The organism is Vibrio sp. 1151_11 (assembly GCF_029478525.1).
Classification (GTDB): Bacteria; Pseudomonadota; Gammaproteobacteria; order Enterobacterales; family Vibrionaceae; genus Vibrio; species Vibrio anguillarum.
Genome location: NZ_SHMN01000001.1, coordinates 328,989 through 347,096, shown reverse-complemented (window position 1 = coordinate 347,096; position 18,108 = coordinate 328,989). Strand labels below are relative to the sequence as shown.

14 protein-coding genes are annotated in these 18,108 nt (G+C 44.2%); 6 read left to right on the top strand and 8 right to left on the bottom strand.

The window, feature by feature from the left end:
• Positions 1–39 precede the first annotated feature (39 nt).
• Complete coding sequence (locus tag EXZ60_RS01370) at positions 40–2,001, top strand: ATP-binding protein (protein ID WP_277435152.1); 1,962 nt, start codon at positions 40–42, stop codon at positions 1,999–2,001.
• 40 nt (positions 2,002–2,041) lie between these two features.
• On the opposite strand, the gene EXZ60_RS01365 is transcribed toward EXZ60_RS01370, so the two are convergent.
• Both EXZ60_RS01365 and EXZ60_RS01360 read right to left on the bottom strand, forming a co-directional pair.
• Positions 2,042–3,589, bottom strand: a complete 1,548-nt coding sequence (locus EXZ60_RS01365) for a DUF3369 domain-containing protein (protein WP_277435151.1) — start codon at positions 3,587–3,589, stop codon at positions 2,042–2,044.
• Positions 3,590–3,826: 237 nt separating this feature from the next.
• Entirely contained in the window at positions 3,827–4,669 is an 843-nt protein-coding gene (locus EXZ60_RS01360; protein ID WP_277435150.1) for an AraC family transcriptional regulator, read from the bottom strand.
• Positions 4,670–4,763: 94 nt separating this feature from the next.
• Here EXZ60_RS01360 and EXZ60_RS01355 point away from each other — a divergent pair, with 94 nt between their 5' ends.
• Entirely contained in the window at positions 4,764–6,158 is a 1,395-nt protein-coding gene (locus EXZ60_RS01355; protein WP_064626635.1) for an MATE family efflux transporter, read from the top strand.
• Positions 6,159–6,234: 76 nt separating this feature from the next.
• Here EXZ60_RS01355 and EXZ60_RS01350 read toward each other — a convergent pair whose 3' ends face one another.
• The 3 genes from EXZ60_RS01350 to phhA all read right to left on the bottom strand — a co-directional run bounded on the left by EXZ60_RS01350 (position 6,235) and on the right by phhA (position 9,989).
• On the bottom strand, positions 6,235–8,559 hold the full coding sequence (locus EXZ60_RS01350; protein WP_277435149.1) for a methyl-accepting chemotaxis protein: 2,325 nt from the start codon (positions 8,557–8,559) through the stop codon (positions 6,235–6,237).
• Between the two features lie 313 nt (positions 8,560–8,872).
• The gene (locus EXZ60_RS01345; RefSeq protein ID WP_017049984.1) at positions 8,873–9,205 is read right to left on the bottom strand and encodes a 4a-hydroxytetrahydrobiopterin dehydratase; all 333 of its coding nucleotides are present in this window, start codon (positions 9,203–9,205) and stop codon (positions 8,873–8,875) included.
• On the bottom strand, positions 9,198–9,989 hold the full coding sequence (gene phhA, locus EXZ60_RS01340; protein ID WP_277435148.1) for a phenylalanine 4-monooxygenase: 792 nt from the start codon (positions 9,987–9,989) through the stop codon (positions 9,198–9,200). The genes EXZ60_RS01345 and phhA overlap by 8 nt, the downstream gene beginning before the upstream one ends.
• A gap of 249 nt (positions 9,990–10,238) precedes the next feature.
• On the opposite strand from phhA, the gene EXZ60_RS01335 reads away from it, so the two are divergent.
• Positions 10,239–12,212, top strand: coding sequence for an acetoacetate--CoA ligase (locus EXZ60_RS01335; RefSeq protein WP_277435199.1), 1,974 nt, complete (start codon positions 10,239–10,241; stop codon positions 12,210–12,212).
• A gap of 153 nt (positions 12,213–12,365) precedes the next feature.
• On the top strand, positions 12,366–13,289 hold the full coding sequence (locus EXZ60_RS01330) for a LysR family transcriptional regulator (protein WP_277435147.1): 924 nt from the start codon (positions 12,366–12,368) through the stop codon (positions 13,287–13,289).
• A 331-nt stretch (positions 13,290–13,620) separates the two neighbouring features.
• Here EXZ60_RS01330 and EXZ60_RS01325 read toward each other — a convergent pair whose 3' ends face one another.
• Positions 13,621–14,202, bottom strand: coding sequence for a class I SAM-dependent methyltransferase (locus tag EXZ60_RS01325; protein WP_049785471.1), 582 nt, complete (start codon positions 14,200–14,202; stop codon positions 13,621–13,623).
• A gap of 213 nt (positions 14,203–14,415) precedes the next feature.
• Between EXZ60_RS01325 and EXZ60_RS01320 the strand changes: the two genes are divergently transcribed.
• Both EXZ60_RS01320 and EXZ60_RS01315 read left to right on the top strand, forming a co-directional pair.
• A complete protein-coding gene (locus EXZ60_RS01320; protein ID WP_010319645.1) occupies positions 14,416–15,294 on the top strand; it encodes a LysR family transcriptional regulator in 879 nt (292 codons plus the stop codon).
• Positions 15,295–15,533: 239 nt separating this feature from the next.
• Entirely contained in the window at positions 15,534–16,430 is an 897-nt protein-coding gene (locus tag EXZ60_RS01315) for a cation diffusion facilitator family transporter (RefSeq protein WP_064626630.1), read from the top strand.
• Between the two features lie 76 nt (positions 16,431–16,506).
• On the opposite strand, the gene yddG is transcribed toward EXZ60_RS01315, so the two are convergent.
• Positions 16,507–17,421: an aromatic amino acid DMT transporter YddG gene (yddG, locus tag EXZ60_RS01310; protein ID WP_277435146.1), complete on the bottom strand. Its 915-nt coding sequence runs from the start codon at positions 17,419–17,421 to the stop codon at positions 16,507–16,509.
• The gene (locus EXZ60_RS01305; RefSeq protein WP_026027405.1) at positions 17,418–18,017 is read right to left on the bottom strand and encodes a sugar O-acetyltransferase; all 600 of its coding nucleotides are present in this window, start codon (positions 18,015–18,017) and stop codon (positions 17,418–17,420) included. Before EXZ60_RS01305 ends, yddG begins: the two co-directional genes overlap by 4 nt.
• Between the last annotated feature and the right edge of the window lie 91 nt (positions 18,018–18,108).

Sequence of the window (18,108 nt, the reverse complement as noted above, 5' to 3'; positions counted from 1 at the left end):
TCTATACTCAAATTATCACTCAAAAAAATGAGAAGCAGGATGAACAAAAGCCGAACATTTAATGAAAGCATTGATAACCCACTATCGAGTCGTATTGGTCGCAGGATCATTTTTTTCCTTGTCATTTTGAGTGGTGCTGTCACCCTGATGACAACGTTAGCACAAACCTATTTCGACTATGATAGAGAGTTCGATGATGTGGCTCAGCGTCATCACGAAATAGAATTCGTTCATGCCGAACTGCTTGCCACTTCTTTATGGAATTATGATCTCGTGGCACTTCAACAGCGCTTAGATGGCTTAGTAAACTTGCCTAAAATTGATTATTTGGAAATCACGTCTGGCGGTTATCAATTCAGTGCCGGAGAAAAAGTGACGGAGCAATTAGTTGCACACCGTTATCCAATGCTTTATATCAACCCAAAAACGGAAGCCAAAGAGCAGATTGGTGAGATCTACGTTGAGTCTAATGCCCAAGAAATCTACAACTACTTAATCAAGCAGTTTCTATTGATATTGGTCGTGAACGCGATTAAGACTGCCTTTATTTGTTACGCTATTTTGATGATTTTCCATGAGAGTGTAAATCGACGAGTCTTCGCCATTGCTCAATACTTACGCAAATACAACCCTCGCCATCCACCAAAACCACTAAAACTTCCTCATAAGAAATGGATTATGGGGCATAACGATGAACTCACTTGGCTGGCCGATGAGACCAATAAAATTACCGGAAATGTAACTACGTTGTACAGTAATATAAAACTTGAACAAGAACGATTAGCCGATTTTACGGACGTCTCATCCGACTGGTTATGGGAGACGGATAGTACTGACAGGTTGATTTACACTTCCGAACCCATGCGTCAAGCTTTAGAGATCAGTGAAAATAGCAAGCCACTACTTTCAGAGATTGACTCACTGCGAGATATGAAAAAATTACTCCAATCCATTACTAAACACTGCTCGTTTTCAATGTGTGAAGAGACAATTATCATCAATGATTGTAAGCACTATTTGATGTTTCAAGCAGTAGCACGATATGAGAAGGATATGTTTCTCGGGTTACGGGGCACAGCCATTAATATTACCGAGCTAAAACTGGCGCAGCTTGAACTACAAAAACTCAACCAAAACTTAGAGCGTCAAGTCGCCAAGCGAACCTGCGATCTGGAAAACAGTATTGAGCAACTAAAAGCCACGCAAACACAGTTGATTGAATCTGAGAAATTAGCGGCTTTAGGTGGTTTAGTTGCAGGGGTGGCGCATGAAGTCAACACGCCATTAGGTATCGCGGTGACCGCAAGTTCGGTAATCATTGAGGTAACACAAGAGCTAAATAGCGCCTTCGCCAACCAAACGCTCACAAGTCAGCAGTTTTCTGAATTGATGCAGAGAATGAATGAAACCAATACGATGCTTGAAAGCAACTTAAATCGTGCTGCCAAACTGATCCGAGACTTTAAACAAACAGCGGTCGATCAGGTATCTGAGAGTCGTAGTCAATTCTCAATCCACCAAGTATTAAGCGCGCTTATCGCTAGTCTTCATCCCGAGACCAGGAAAATCCCTGTTATACCCGTACTAGAGGGCGATGAAGGACTCACCATGAACAGCTTACCTGGAGTATTGACTCAAATAGTCTCTAATCTAGTGATGAATAGCGTCAACCACGCTTTTAGTGATGAGCAAAACCCCATCATAACCATTGCGTTCAAACAGGAAGGAGAAAATATCCTCTTAGAATATAAAGATAATGGCTGTGGCGTCGAACCAAAACTGCACCATAAAATCTTTGAACCCTTTTTTACCAGCAAAAGAGGTAGAGGAGGATCCGGTCTTGGCTTAAATCTTGTGTTCAACCTTGCCACTCAGAAATTGAAGGGGAAACTTCAATTTAATTCCAATGTGGGTCAAGGTGTACATTACGTCTTTACTCTACCCAAAGCACTTGAACTCAGCGAGGTCACACTGAGTTCCGATCAAAAGAAAGAGCATTAAAGATGCCAATCAATCGTTGGCGGTAAGATGGAAAAATTTATTAATCTGGGTGTTGATCACGAATGGCAATGAAATCATCCCAATGCGCCAGCATCAAATCAACCAACATGGGGTCAAAATGCTTTCCTTTTTGCACAACAATTTCTTGCTTGATCGCCTCTTCCGGCCAAGCATCTTTATAACTGCGTTTAGAACCAAGAGCATCAAACACATCAGCTAATGCGGTGATTCTGCCACTGATAGGAATGCCTTCACCAGCTAATTGGTTTGGGTAACCGCTTCCATCCCATTTTTCATGGTGAGAACCGGCAATCTCTTTCGCTTTGATAATTAAACTGCGTTTTGAACGACTTAAGATATCAACACCGTATTCAACATGTTTTTGCATGATCGCCCATTCTTGAGCGTCCAATTTCCCTGGTTTATGAAGAATACTATCAGGGATCGCCACTTTACCTACGTCGTGCAGGGGTGACGCATTTTTAATCATATAAATATCCTGCTCAGGTAGGGTCATTAATGTGGCTAATTTTTCACAGATCAGAGAAACACGCTGTACGTGAGCCCCTGTTTCTTTGCTTCTGGCTTCGACGGCATTGGCTAAGTTATAAACAAGCTCCCTCGATGTTTCGCGTAAATCAAGCTGTAAGTTCAAGTTCTCAAAAGTCAGCCCAATATTATGCATATAGATTTCAAGTAGACGTTCATCGTTTTCAGACAAGCGCTCAAGTAAATTGATATAGAGTAGATTCTCTACGCCACGGCTGTCTGTCATATACAGTACAGAAGCATCATCATAGCTATGAGACATTTTGGTCTGCAAAGCAAGAAGACAACGCTTAGCCACTTCCGAAGGTAAGCGCGAGAAATCACAATCAGAATAAAAATCGACAAATCCTCCAATAGCCGCGAGCGTTAAAGCACACGAACCTTCACCATCTGACTTAGGCTGAACGATGCAGTAAAAAGCAGATGCGTGAAGCTTTAACAAGGAGGTGAGTTGACTTAATACCGATTCAGCATAAGCTTGCAAGGTGGTAGTATTTTGTACCTTCGCTGAGGCTTCAATTACGCGTTTAAGCCCCTCTTTCTGCTCTTCTATCAAACAGAGATCCCGATAAGATCGCAACATCGAATAGAGCAGGGTTCTGAGTTTTTGTGTGGTAAGCTCTGTTTTCTCTTTATAGTCATCAATTTCATACTCTTGGATGACCGTATCTTCGGGAGCTTGCCCTGCTTGCCCGGTACGTAATACCAAACGAATGATTCTATTCTTACACTCTTCACGGATATGCCTAACTAAATCTAACCCCGCGTGTTCCGTCTCCATAACTACATCAACGAGCGCTAAAGCTATATCGGGCTGAGTATTCAGCACTTCTCTGGCTTCAAGACCAGACATAGCAGACAGTAGCTCTAGTGGCCGTCCTTGAAATGAAAACCCTCTTAGCGCTAAACGAGTGATCTGGTGCATCTGCTCATCATCATCGACTAGCAGTACTCGCCATGGTTTATTTTCAACACTAAGTTCATGACTCTCTTCACTCTTTGGTTGAGTCTCTTGTCGAAAATCCGCAAACAGATCCATCGCTTATCTCTCTATATTGACAATATTCCTACTCTTATAGGTTTAGCACATAACCGTTTTGTTGGTGGTTAGAATCTAATTAATGTGATGAATAAATTGATTTTTACAAACCATATCCTCAATGATATTGATATTTCAATCACCTTCATAAGCCGTGCTCGAGGTGCAATAATTTCATCGCGTTTAGTAGATAAGAAAGTTTATGAATGAAGAGTGCCATTTACCAATGCCGTGGAATTAATCATTTCGTTTTTTACGAAATTCTCGTGGTGTGCAATGGCTCCATACCTTAAAACGAGTACTAAAGTTTGCTGGGTTAGGATAGCCGACAATGTCACCGACATGTTGGATTGGCCAGTCGGTAGAAACAAGCAAACGAGCGGCGTACTCCATACGCATTCGCGTTAAGTGGGCTTTAGGACTGTGGCCAAAGTGCTGCTGACATAAACGATGTAAATGAGCTTGCGAGCAAGGAAATAATGCGGCGAGATTTTCTATTGTCCAATCTTTATGCAGCTGGCTCTGGACACGCTGAAAGACGCGATTTAAACGCAACAAAGTACGCGAGAGCGGCAGTTCAATCGGTGCTCGGAGCATGATTTCTATCTGTTCAACAATGCGTTGCCCGACCTGCTCACCAAGCTCAGCAGGCAATGTTAAGGTTCGCAGTAGCGCTTGAATACTCGCATACATGACCGCAGCGATAGGCGTTAATGTGTAATGTATTTCTTCTTTTACGGTGTTTTTCCAATGACGCTGTGGTGCAAGAAAGATCCACACCACTTGCCACTCTTCTTCTTCAATTCCAAAACCATTTTCGACACCCGCAGGTACCACAATTAATGAGCTCGGTTCCAGTAAGTAACGGTCGCTCCCACTCGTAAGCCAACCTTTTCCCTTCACCGTGTATAACAGCATATGCACGCTCTGATTTTTCCGATAAACAGAAAACATTTCGCGGCAGGTTGCAATTCCGCATTGCACAATGCCGCTTTGCTCCAATGCTAAAACGCGACTTTGGTCAATAAACTCTTGATGTGTTTTATCTGAGATGGAATACCGTTCTTGCTTGTCTGACATATGAGAGTTTGGCAAAAGCTATAGAGGTATTGAGAGAATACAAAAATTACGATTCGATTTACACTTGCCGCATATCAAAATGAGGTAATGCAGCATGTTTATGACTCCCTTTCATCAGCTAGACCGTCAATTTTGGCGCAAATTGATCGATATTGGCGTACCGGTATCCCTCCAGTCAATGCTGTTTTCACTGTTAGGTGTAGTGGATATTTTTATGGTCAGCCAATTAGGTGAATCCGCTACGGCGGCCGTTGGTGTTGGCAACCGAATATTTTTCTTTAATCTCATCGTTATTGTTGGCGCTAGCGGTGCAGTAAGCGTGTTAGCTTCGCAATATTTTGGTGCAGGTAACATCGAGGGCATAAAACGAACATTGGCTCAGTCTTGGATAGTGGCTCTGCTGTTTACACTCCCCTTTATGCTGCTCTATTTGTGGATACCTCAGTCTGTTGTTTCTTTAGTGGCCAATGATGCTCAATACGTCACACTAGCCACGGATTATTTATGGATCACAGCACTTAGCTTATTTTGTACCGCATTAGTAGTGCCACTAGAGAGCGCACTACGTTCTGTCGGCGTGGCAAAGTTGCCAACTCAAGTAAGCATTCTCGCCATCATTATTAACGCAGTCTTAAACGCTTTACTCATCTTTGGCCTGTTCGGCTTTCCAGAATTGGGGGTTGTGGGTGCAGCGATTGGCACAAGCATCTCACGCGGCTGCCAAACCATGCTGCTTTTTTGGCAAGTAAAGCGGCATTACGCTCATCTATTGCCCAATCGCGAAAACTGGCAGCAAGCAAAAATGAAACACCATAGACAGCGCTATTTTAAAGTCGCAAGGCCAATGATTATTCACGATTCAGCATGGGCGGCTGGCATTTTGATTTACAACGTTATTGTCGGCCAGTTGGGCGTTTCTGAACTTGCGATTATCTCACTGCTTTCCCCCATTGAAAGTGTACTCATTTCCGCCTTTCTTGGATTTGCCGTGGCCGCCTCTATCTTGCTTGGACATGAAATTGGTGCACAGCGTTACGAGCGTGCCGCGCAGACTTCTTGGTGGTATGTACTTACTAGCTGCGGGCTGGCGTTGCTGCTGGCATTGTTCTGCTTTTTGGCTGAACCTTGGATTTACGCTTTGATCGAAAAAAGTCCACTGCATGATACACAAATGGCCGTGAATGTTTGCTTAGTAATGGCGTTTGGGATGGTACTACGGGTATTTAATATGGTCGGTATCGGTGGCGTGTTAAAAAGTGGCGGCGATATTAACTACAGTATTTTCATTGACTTATTTGGCCAATGGGCGATTGGAATTCCGTTGGCTTATTACACTGGGTTGGTTCTTGGCTGGCCTTTGCATTGGGTTATGATGGTTATTATGCTTGAAGAGGCCGTCAAAATTATCCTTACAACACAACGGATCTATTCCAAACGTTGGATCAATAACTTGGTCAACGAGACAGAGCCTTCAACGCTCCAAGCATAGTTAAACCGAGTATAACTCTATGCTTGGAGCGAATGTAACCAACACAGTTGCTGATTAAGTAGGAAATGTCTTAGTGTTACGCCTTATATTTGAACTGAGCAATCTCACTATTTAGTGTCTCTGCTTGCCCAGAAAGGTCGGTAAGTACCCCATCAACATCATTCACCTGCCCAGAAACCGACAGTGAAGCATCGGCAATCGAAGTAATACTGCTGCTGATTTCATCCGTTACTGATTTTTGCTCTTCTGTCGCGGCAGCAATTTGCACATTCATGTCATTCAGTTCGGTTAACATCGACATGATTTGAGCAAGCATATCCGTATTCAAATGGCAGGTTTCAACCCCTTTCACCACGGTTTTATTGGCCTTTTCAATTCCTTGCGACACACTGTTTATTTCATGTTGTAGCGAATCGATTTTTTTACGGATCTCTTCAGTAGAAGTCTGCGTGCGCCCTGCCAATGATCGCACTTCATCGGCAACGACCGCAAAACCACGACCCTGCTCGCCAGCACGTGCTGCTTCAATCGCCGCATTAAGGGCCAGTAAGTTGGTCTGCTCGGCGATACCTTGGATAACATCAAGCACTTCAGCAATAGAATTACTTTCACTATGGAGTCGCTCAATAGCTTCCACCGCCATCCTCATCTCATCGCTCAACAAACTGATTTCATTTCCCAACGCTTCCCCGACGTCGACACTTTGTGACCCTGTATCATTAGCTGATTTCACATAATCGGCAGCTCGGCTAGCAAACTGCGCTACCTCGCCAATTGAAGCACTCATTTGATTTACCGCCGCCGCGACCGATTCTGTTCTCATACTCTGCTCGGCAACGGCGCCTCGCGTGCTCTCCATATTGGAAGACATACGATGAGTGCTGCCGTTGAGTGACTCCGTCGCCCGCGCAAACTGCTCAATGGTTTTCTGTAAGCTGCTAAATAGCTGATTAAAGGCAACCGCAACTTCCGCCATTTCATCTTTACCCTTTTCACTTAAACGCGCGGTTAAGTCATTCTCCTGATTAATCCGATGCAGCTCTAACGACGCACTGCGGATAGGTTTGGATATACCACTTCCTACGATGTAAGAAATAAAGAGTGAAAGCACCACAAGAACAGCAATGCTAATCAACACAGTCTGCAGTACTGAACGCTCTAAAGTCGAGACATCTTGTAACGCCTCAGATTGGTCGATTTCAGTTAATATGGCCCATTTTTGTCCCAAAACATCCAGAGGTGCGTAGGCCGAAAGTACTTCAACATTACGATAGTCTTTGATGGTTTCTAGGCCTTGTCCACCCGCCAATGCCTGTCGTACCGCGTCGGTCTTGATGCGTTGACGTCCAATGGCCGAACCCTTGGTTTTGATTTGCTCAATGGTGGCAGGCTCAACACCAATATCAGTTAAGGTTTGAAAGTATTGCTCAGGATCTTCTAATAAAAACCGTGATTGACTGCGCAATAAACCATCTTGCCCCACAAGGTAAGTTTCTCCACTTTTACCGAGCCCCGCATCAGCCCAGCTACCGCCAAATGTCATGATGTTGTTGATCACATCGATCGGCATCTGAAAGATCAGCGTGCCTACCCGCTGCTGTTCTTTGAAAATTGGGGCCGAAATAAACGAAGCCGCTGCCTCATAGGAAGGATAATAAGGTGCAAAATCTTCGAGGTAGGATTGCCCCTCTTGCAAGTTTTTTGCCTTAGCAAATGCATGGCCTAGCCCCGAATTTTGATATGCGCCAGTTGATAAATTGGTCGCAAAATCCAGTTCTTTAAACACGGTATAAACCACGTTGCCTGACAAATCGACAAGGAAAATATCGTAATAGCCAAACGCTTCTAAAAATCGCCTAAATGAGGCGTGATAACGCCGGTGAGCTTCATCATAGCTGCTGCCCAATGAATCAAAATCCAAGTGATGTTTGGATCCAAGCTCGTTAGAGTTTACGCCGATGTAGCGAGCCTGCAGTGCTTTTCCCTGCTCTGAAAGCTGTGCAAATGCACCAAGTTCATTTGGCTGACTGCCATTGTTTTCCTGACGGTAAGTACGACCAAACTGATCACGATAATACCGTTCTAGCGCATCCGTATCTTGGGGCATTATACGGTGGGCAGGATAACGAGAGAACGAACGAGTAAAAGAATCCATTGCTTCTTGAGTCGATACCTCGGAAGACAAGGTCTCAATTTGCAGACGGATCTGTTTGAAATAGTTAGTTATTTCACTCTTTTTGATTTCGCGTACGGAGGTAAGTTGATTTGCGGCTCGGTCATAAAGTGCTTGGCTTGAGAGCTCTGATGCTCGCCACCCAACAAAACCACCGCTGATTACCACGCCAACTGAACACAAGATAGTACATGCCGCAATGATTTTCGTTGATATTTTCATAGTCAAACCCTACGCATAGAAATGAACAACTTTTTGTAAAGCCATCGTCGCCCCCAGCCACTGGGTTTATATGAAATTTGTATTATGAGCTTTTCAAAGTGTAGGTCACGGTTTGGCTTTTGCGTAGAAAAACGACCGGATACATCCAAACAGCTTGAAGTTGCGGGTAGGCGGTAAGTGAGCTCATCCCCATGAGCACAAGTAAACCCTATGCTGGGGTGAGCAAACGTAGCCAGCACTGCTGCAACTTCAAGTGCACAACGACGGGAAAATAACCATCAGGTCGAGATCTAAAACTAAAACATTGATAGTATTGGTTTTAATCGATTAATCCATCACATTTTGCGGCGCAGATAAAATCGTTTTTGTGCAATCCTTTGATGGAATGGCTCCACCAAGTCACGGTCACTTTTCCCCACTCTAATAACAAACTGGGGTGGTGGAATTCCGCTTCAGCTAATTGAGCAACTTGGTTAGAAAATGCCCACGCCAACTTGAAGTTTTTGAACACATACACTTTTTCCAACTGGGGAATGCCATCACGTACAACAATAGACCACCCCTCAAGTTCAGTGAGTAGTTGCTGCTGCTCGGGGATCGATAATGCTAACGCATCAAGGCTACAAGCTTCACAACGTAATTCTTCAAGCATGGGTCTCTTCCTTGGGTTGAAATAAGGGGGCCAACAAGCCTGCCTGCATGGCACTTTCTACCTGCTGTACAAGATTTTCTTGGCTCAAATGGTACAGATCTCGTAGATCATCCAACACATAGTAAATGGGTTGCATGATATCAATACGATATGGCGTTCTCAGCACTTGTTGGATGTCAAATTTTTCACGTATGGCCGTTTGATTATCAAGGCTATACACGGTTTCAGCGGGGGAGGATAAAATACCTCCGCCATAGATTTTTACACCGTCACTTTCTTGCACTAAACCAAATTCGACCGTAAACCAATAGAGCCGCGCCAAATAAGCTCTCTGTTTTGGGCTCGCGTTAGCCCCAAGCTTGCCGTAAACCTGAGTAAATGATGCAAAATCAGGATGAGTAAGCATCGCGCAATGACCAAAAATCTCATGAAAAAAATCCGGTTCTTGCAAATAGTCAAACTCTTCACGGCTACGCAAAAACGTGGCAACTGGAAATTTTTTCTCTGCCAACAAGGCGAAAAATCGATCGAAATTAATTAAAGCGGGCACCGGCTCGACTTGCCATCCGGTTTCACGTTGCAAAATACGGTTGATATCGGGCAACTGAGGAACCTGATCTTTAGAGAGTTGCAGCATCGCTAACCCATCCAAATAGGCTTGGCATGCTCGCTGCTCAACGACGGTCTCTTGACGTGCGATCAGATCATACCAAATCCGATTCTCTTCGTTACTCCAGTCAATGAAACCTTTACTATTTAATGGCTTAGAATGATACTGCGTCATACCACAACCTTTTAACAAACCGATTACATTAAGCCTATCGCCTCGTGAAAAGTCTGCCAATCTTAGGCTCGACATCTGACGACGTTCACGCGTAACAAATATTTTACATTTATAGTTTTTTTACTTAGATATCAGGGATATGATTATGGCCAACCCGTTTGACTTTACGGCATTCGCCGACAACACTAAACAGTGCCAACAGATCAGAAAATAAACGTGCAAGGGATCGCGATTATGTTTGAAGAAAATTTGACGCCGCATACACCGCTTTGGGTCCCTAGCCAAGACCGCATCAAAGCGTCCAATTTAAACCAGTTTATTGAGCACATTAATATGCAAGGTGAGGCGATAGAAAGCTACTCACAACTGCATCTCTGGTCCGTTGCCGCGAGAAAACAATTTTGGTTAGAAGTGTGGCAATTTTGCGATGTGATCGGCTTTCGTGGTAACTGCATTTACGGTGAGGGGATTGCGAGATGGGACGACTTCACCGCCGCCAGAGACACAATTTGGTTTCCCCAAGCACAATTGAACTACGCGGAAAATCTGCTCTCTTATGCGTTTCAACAACCGGAAGGCATTGCCGTTTGGTTTAAAAATGAAAATGGGCAAAGCAAGAAGCTAACATGGCAGCAACTCAGTGATCAGGTTTCTATTATCCAGCAGTGGTTAAAACAAAATGGAGTTGAAAAAGGTGATGTTGTCGCCGGTTGCTTACCCTATATGACCGAAACTTTAGTGGCTATGTTAGCGACTACTAGCTTAGGAGCCGTTTGGACATCAACCTCTCCTGATTTCGGTGTCGACAGCGTAGTGGAGCGTTTCGGCCAAGTACAACCCAAAATTTTATTCTGCTGCAATGGGTATACGTTTAATGGCAAAACTCACCTCATGGAAGAAAAAAACGGTCAGATTGCCGATGCTATTTCGAGCCTACACAACATTTGTCAGATCGAATATTTACAGCAACGCTCACTCACGGCTGATTTTAACGACGCTTTTTCTGATTGGAATGCGATTCTCGCAAGTTACCTTCCACGTGGGCTACGCTATGAACGCATTGGCTTCAATGACCCACTGTTTATCTTGTACTCATCAGGTACGACAGGTAAACCCAAATGCATCGCCCATTCGGTTGGCGGTACGATTTTAAATCATCTCAAAGAGCATCAATTACACTGTGATATTCAACCGGGCGATCGTGTGTTTTATTACACCACTTGTGGGTGGATGATGTGGAACTGGCATGTTTCGGCGCTCGCTAGCGGTGCTACGTTGGTTATTTATGATGGTAGCCCAATGTATCCGCAACCGGGTGTATTGTGGGATTTGGCAGAAGAAGCCAACATCACTTTGTTCGGTACATCGGCCAAATATTTAGAGGCACTGCAAAAAACCGCGTATTCACCGAGCGATTACTACCCTCTCTCCTCGCTGAAAACATTATGTTCAACAGGTTCGGTTTTGTACCCAAAACAGTTTGATTATGTATACGCCAACATAAAAGCGGACTTACACCTCGCCTCTATCTCGGGTGGAACCGATATTTGTGGCTGCTTCGTGCTTGGCAACCCCATATCGCCGGTGTATCGAGGAGAATGCCAAGGCGCAGGCTTAGGACTTGATGTCGCCGTATTTAACGACCTTGGTCAACCCGTGATACAACAACGGGGAGAGTTAGTCTGCTGCAACAGTTTCCCTAATCAACCCATCGGGTTTTGGCATGACGATGGCCAACGTTATCACGATGCGTATTGGAGCAAGTTCTCTGGTGTATGGCACCACGGTGATGAAGTTGAGTGGAGCGACAATGGGGGAATACGTTTTTATGGGCGCAGTGACACCACCTTAAACCCTGGAGGCGTGCGTATCGGCACGTCGGAAATTTATCAGCAAGTGAATAGCTTGCCTGAAATACAAGATTCGGTCGCAGTGGGTCAGAAAATCGATAATGATGAGCAGATCATCCTTTTTGTACAACTGGTTCCACAGTGCGAACTCAACACCCTACTGGTGAACACCATCAAACAGCGCCTAAGAGAAAACTGCTCCCCTCGTCATGTTCCTGCGCAGATCCATTCCATCAGTGATGTCCCGCGCACCAAATCCGGAAAACTGGTAGAACTCGCGGTGAAGCAAGTACTGCATGGCGAGACAGTCAAAAACTTAGGTGCAATTGCTAATCCTCATGTATTAGAAGAAATCCACGCGCTGTTTACATAAACATTATTCTTGAAATAAAGGCGATGGAAGTTGATGTAGGCGCATAGCGGTAAATATTTCGGCAGCTTGTCAAATAACCCGCATCTTTTCGTGTAATTTGTCAGTATGTCAGTGATATGCTTTTGAAAAAGTTTGGAGGAACCGCCTTTATTTATGGATTATATTCACCTTTCAAGAATCAGTTTAAAACACTTAACAGCGCTACACGTCATGCTCAGTACCCGCAGCGTCACGCAGACAGCAGCCCAGCTCTGCATTAGCCCTTCAAGCATCAGTAAAAACTTGTCGCAATTGCGCATTCTCTTGGAAGATGAACTATTTTATCGTGATGGTACACATTTAATACCTACCCCTTTCGCGCTACAAATGGGCCCCACTGTCCATTCAATCCTCTCTAGCATGAATGGATTGCTGCATCACTCAAATTTCGAACCTCAACATTATCAGGGGAAATACCGCCTTGCGATGCGAGAAAGTGCCTTCGAGTTGTTTGCTCCTATTTTGACAAACGTAATAAAAAATCATGCACCGCAAGCTTCCTTTACTATCTACTCGAAAGATCACTATGGCTTCGACGCCCTGCAAAGCGGGCTGATTGATTTCGTCATTTTGCCACACGATATCAGCCAGCCCCCAACGCGAGATAAAGAACTCGTGTGGGAAGTGATTGCTCACGATGAAATGGTCTGCTTAATGCGTAGTGATCATGCTTTAGCCAATGAAGAACTCACTATCGATCACTACCTTGCTCAATCGCATATCGGCATCATGGACAAAGAGCTGGCTGAACCTTTTTTTGAACAGAATTTAGCTCAATCTCATCGAGCTCGTCATGTTCCGGTTGTTGTTGCTGACTTTGGTGCGGCCGCCATCTTATGCAAACATACTGACTCACTCTTTACTTGCTCCAAACGCTGGGCGGAACAAGCGATGCAAGCTAGGGAGTTGCTCATCAAACCGTTACCTTTCAATTATGGGAAAGTGGCTTACAGCTTAGTGTGGAACAAGCCCAGTATGAACGACCAAGCTTTGAAATGGTTGTGTGATCAACTCAAAAAACCACACAGATGTTTGTGAATTAACATTGAAAATTTAGCTCAATGCTCAAAATAAAGTAGCTCAATGCTTAAAATAAAGTAGCTCAATGCTTAAAATAAAGAAGGCCAGCACTATTTTGCGCTGGCCTTCTTTATTTATCTTCTGATGTGCTTTTATTTTTGCTTAACCCTAGCCATGAGTTATCAGTCAACAAACAGAATTATTCGTGATCAATGCCTTATAGTCTTCTAGGGAGTGACTATCATGACACTTATCAACAAGCTAGAGCTTACGCAAGTTGGTCATTATGGAACAGTGAAATAATGTAAATAAGCCATTCTCAATCTGGAAAACCATCGACTTTATGATGTTATTTCCTACCAATGCCCATCACTACTGGCGCTAGACCTTTTGAATTTTTAATCTCAAACGCAACTGCGGTTTCGACTTGGCTAAAACCTGCGCTTTTCAGTTGTGTCTCAATTTGGTTTTGGCTAAGGCCATAGTCAGGATCATCTTCTTCAACCAACCAATCCCAATGAATAAAGACGCCATGCTCATCTAATAGAGAATGAATGATGGTAAATACTTCATTAAGATTCGGCACAAATGCGCACACAGATGACGCCACAACAAGATCGAACTGTTTGCGAAAGGCCGGATGTTGCGCGACTAGACCACGGGTCAGAAAATCCACCACGGGTTCAACGTTGACCAACTCTTTTTTATCCAACTCTTCAATCATGGCCTCAGAGCCATCGAGCGCGACAATATCTCTGGCATGGCGAGACATCATTTGGCTCAGCAAACCCGTACCACACCCGAAATCAAGAACATGTTTACCTTCGAGAGTGACCCGTTTCTGCAATTGCTGAAACACATTTTGAGCAAAAAGCGTTGTGGATTCGTCCTGCTCCCACTGAGCTGCACACTCATCCCATTCGTTCGCCATCATGGCCTCCGTGTTACTTCTTGTATTGGGGAAATTTTCCCAAGAATAAACCAAAACTGTGTTACGTTCATAGAGTTACAGCTCAATCTTGACTAAGAAATGATGAACTGGCTTTGATTGGCGAGAAAACCGTCAGTTGGTAGCAGAACATCAGATAGGCAGTGGTACTAAAATTGTTTATGATCAACCCATTATTGTGCCTTAGAGAACGTTATGAACCTTTCTCAAATTGAAGCATTTTTCTCTGTCGCGGACACTGGCTCAGTCTCTGAAGCGGCGCGACAATTAGAATGTAACCGAACCAAACTCAGTATGGCGATTAAAGCGTTGGAAAAAGAGCTCGATACCGCTCTTTTTGTGCGCACCGGCAACAACCTGACCTTATCTGAAGCGGGGAAAGCAATTTATAAAGATTGTGAAAGTGTTTTGGTGACCATTGCGCGTATAAAACACACCTGTACGCAAATATCACGGGGCTTCAACGCCGAGATGTGGATTGCCCGTGATGATTCTCTTCCTGATGCCTTGTGGCAAGATTTTGCACACCAGCTGAATAATCGTTTTCCCGCGACCTCGTTTAACCTTGTATTGGCTTCAAGCGGCGACTTAGCCAACTTGATTGCCACTCATCAAGTCGATTTTGCTTTTGGCGTCGATTACGAAAGAATCAACGACCCGCGGATCACGTATCAACCCTTGGGTAAAATCCGGATGATGTCAGTGTGCAAAAGTGACCACCCACTAACTAAGATTTCTCGAGTGACCGACGAAGAACTGCGCAGAGCAATGCAAGCCGTGATGGTCTATTTAAACGAAAAAGATAACCCCGAATTACAACCTTTCTCTCGTCGCTACATTGGCTTTTCCAGTTTCGATTACATGCTCAATACCATTTTGACTGAGAATGCATGGGGCGTATTGCCAGAACCTTTAATTCGCCACTTCCTACGTGAACAAAAGCTAACGGTGATTAAGCACACCTACGGTCTCACTCAAGAAGATTACTGCATGTTTACGGCCACTGGCATGGCCGAACACCCTGGCATGAACTGGTTAGCCGATAAGTTGCGTGACTATTTGTTTGATTTTTAATTTTCTTGTTTGATTTTTAATTTTCGTTGTTTAGTTTTTAAGATGCCCATATTTTGAACAATCTAAAGCGAAGACAGTCAGCGTCAATTATTATGACAGGCAAATAATAACATAACCAATTGTTTTAATTAAAAATAAACTCACAACCCAATATTCAAGCCAACGACCAATACACTTAGAGATTGTCAAAACTGTGCTTTAAGCCAAAATAACAGCATGTTTTCAACAGGTAGTCTTTTATGTGTGCTCGAACAAGAAATAATGAAAATCGCATTTTGACGATTTCAGCCCTTTTAGCTTCTGGCTTTGCTAGCAGTGGTTTGGTAGTTGGTATGCTTGTCGGTTCACTGGTTATCGTGTTTGACGGTGTGTATTCACTGGTTAGTTTGCTGTTAACATTATTGTCGCTGGTGGCGTCACGCTACATTCGTAAACCTTCTGACGCCACTTTTCCTTTTGGACGGGCGGTGCTAGAACCAGCGGTTATTGCCATCAAAGCCAGCGTTATTTTGTTAGTCGTGAGTTATTCGTTGTACTCGGCTGTCATGGCATTGTTTAGCGGTGGTCGAGAAGTGGATGCCTCTATCGCAACTGTTTTTGGCACAGTGAACGTGATTGGTTGTGCGATTGCGTGGTGGTTCATGGTCAACAAGAGTAAACGTTACTCTTCTGGTTTGATTGACGCTGAAGTAAAACAGTGGCAAATGGATACACTACTAAGCGTCGCGGTAACGGTAGGCTTCATTGCCGCTTGGTTGATGACCTTGTCTCCTTGGGCAAAATATGCCGTCTATGCAGACCCAATCATGATGTTATTAATGTCGTTTTACTTTATCAAAGTGCCTTATGACATGCTTAAATCGGCAACGCGTGAATTGTTGATGATGTCACCAAGCAAAGAGATTTGTAAAACCGTGGATCAAGGTGTCATTGCCGTAGGTGAAGAATCAGAGCAAGATATCGAGTTGACTGCGGTGACTAAAGTCGGTCATGAGCTGTGGGTCAATGTCGATATTCGCCCTGATGAGAATGAAATGATTGCACTCGAAGATATCGAAAGTACTCGTCGCTCGCTACATAAGCGTTTATCAAAGCTGCCATTCGTACTGCAATTAACCATGAACGTGGCTCGCTAATCAGTCTCAATTAAACGGAAAAAGCCCTCTCGTTCCCGAGAGGGCTTTTTTTATACATAGCAAAGCCGTTGCGATGTCAGGCTATTGGCATTTTCTCTTGCACCGACGATTGACGTTCTCTGGTCGCCCACCAACAAATTAAAGAACCCATCGTCACCATAATCACACCTTGCCAAAAGCTAAACCCAAGCGCTACACCTAAGATTAGCGATGAAAGCAAGGTTGAAATCACTGGCGTGAAATAAGAAAGAGTTGCCAATAACATCATATTCCCGCGCAAGATTGCCACATTCCAAAGTGCATAACCGCTGCCCATCACCACACCCGTTAACGCTAAATTCAAGGTTGCTGGAACGCTAAACACTAAAGTGCTTTCGCTGCTAAGAAAATACTTAATCCAGAGGGCGATAGCCGTAGCCATAAAGAACGGGATAATAGCATTTTGTCCATTGGCTAACTGTTTGGTGATATTGCAATAAACAGCCCAAATAATCGCCCCGCCAAACGCCATGCTATAGGTTAAAGGATTAGTCGCAATATTGGCTGAGATTTGCATCACCGAAAATCCACTATCACCAGTAATGGTCCAAGCAACCCCAACAAATGCGAGCGCAACGCTTGGATACACCAGAATATGGACGGGTTTACGGCTGAGAAATACCGCAAACAACACCGTCAAGGCTGGCCACAAATAGTTAATCACCGCCATCTCGAGCGCTTGATGGCGATCATTGGCCATACCTAACGCTAATGCTAAGCAGATTTCGTAGCTCACAAAAAGCGCGCCACCGATCAGAACATAACGCAGAGAAAAGTGTTTGAATTTAGGCACGCCCATGACAAGCATCAGAAATACTGAGCTCACAGTGTAAATCAGCGCCGCCCCACCAATTGGGCTAAATTGCTCGGTGACCGTTCTGATTAGCCCCATTAGACAGCTCCACAGCAAGATAGCCGCAACACCAAATAGTGTATGTTTATGCTGCTTCAATGATGCCCTTCCTTAACTGCACTATGCAGGTCAGATGTTCCATTCATTTCTTTTAATGAACGGAGCACTCTCGCTGGTGTGCCCCCGACTAGGCTATCAGCTGGCACATCCTGATTGACCACTGAATTTGCCGCGACAACCGAACGCGCACCAATCGTGACTCCTTGATTAATCACAACGTTGCCACCAATCCATACGTCATCTTCAACCGTAATCGGCTTACAAAATGTTTCCCACAAGCGGCGGCTGCGATAATCCAAAGCATGCGCTGGCGTATAAAACTGGGTGTTAGGGCCAATCAAAACATGATTACCAATCGTGATTTTAGCGCCATCAAGCATAGTGACATTCATGTTGATAAAGGTTTCATCACCAATGGAAATTGTTTCACCGAATTCACAATAGAAAGGAGGCTGCACCACACTTTGTTGACCAATTTGACGATATAGCTGAGTTTGCAATTGATGGCGGGCTGTAGCATCGGCGCATTGGTTGATCTGCAACAGTAAATGTCCTGCTTTGCTACGAATGGCTTCCATTTCTGGGTCTGCACCGTCAAACACCATACCATTCATCATTTTTTCCATTTCGGTCATGAGCCGTTCCTCCTTATGCATCTAGTGTATTTAGACTACTTGGATAAACAAAAGAAAAAAGAGAAAAGCTCACTGTTTCACTTTCCTCTTT

Excerpts from the sequence above, each read along its gene's own strand:
- EXZ60_RS01345 (WP_017049984.1), bottom strand. The coding sequence starts at position 9,205 with ATGCTTGAAGAATTACGTTGTGAAGCTTGTAGCCTTGATGCGTTAGCA.
- EXZ60_RS01365 (WP_277435151.1), bottom strand. The coding sequence starts at position 3,589 with ATGGATCTGTTTGCGGATTTTCGACAAGAGACTCAACCAAAGAGTGAA.
- EXZ60_RS01305 (WP_026027405.1), bottom strand. The coding sequence starts at position 18,017 with ATGACCGAAATGGAAAAAATGATGAATGGTATGGTGTTTGACGGTGCA.
- phhA (WP_277435148.1), bottom strand. The coding sequence starts at position 9,989 with ATGACGCAGTATCATTCTAAGCCATTAAATAGTAAAGGTTTCATTGAC.
- EXZ60_RS01370 (WP_277435152.1), top strand. The coding sequence starts at position 40 with ATGAACAAAAGCCGAACATTTAATGAAAGCATTGATAACCCACTATCG.
- EXZ60_RS01355 (WP_064626635.1), top strand. The coding sequence starts at position 4,764 with ATGTTTATGACTCCCTTTCATCAGCTAGACCGTCAATTTTGGCGCAAA.
- EXZ60_RS01325 (WP_049785471.1), bottom strand. The coding sequence starts at position 14,202 with ATGGCGAACGAATGGGATGAGTGTGCAGCTCAGTGGGAGCAGGACGAA.
- EXZ60_RS01315 (WP_064626630.1), top strand. The coding sequence starts at position 15,534 with ATGTGTGCTCGAACAAGAAATAATGAAAATCGCATTTTGACGATTTCA.
- EXZ60_RS01320 (WP_010319645.1), top strand. The coding sequence starts at position 14,416 with ATGAACCTTTCTCAAATTGAAGCATTTTTCTCTGTCGCGGACACTGGC.
- EXZ60_RS01330 (WP_277435147.1), top strand. The coding sequence starts at position 12,366 with ATGGATTATATTCACCTTTCAAGAATCAGTTTAAAACACTTAACAGCG.
- EXZ60_RS01360 (WP_277435150.1), bottom strand. The coding sequence starts at position 4,669 with ATGTCAGACAAGCAAGAACGGTATTCCATCTCAGATAAAACACATCAA.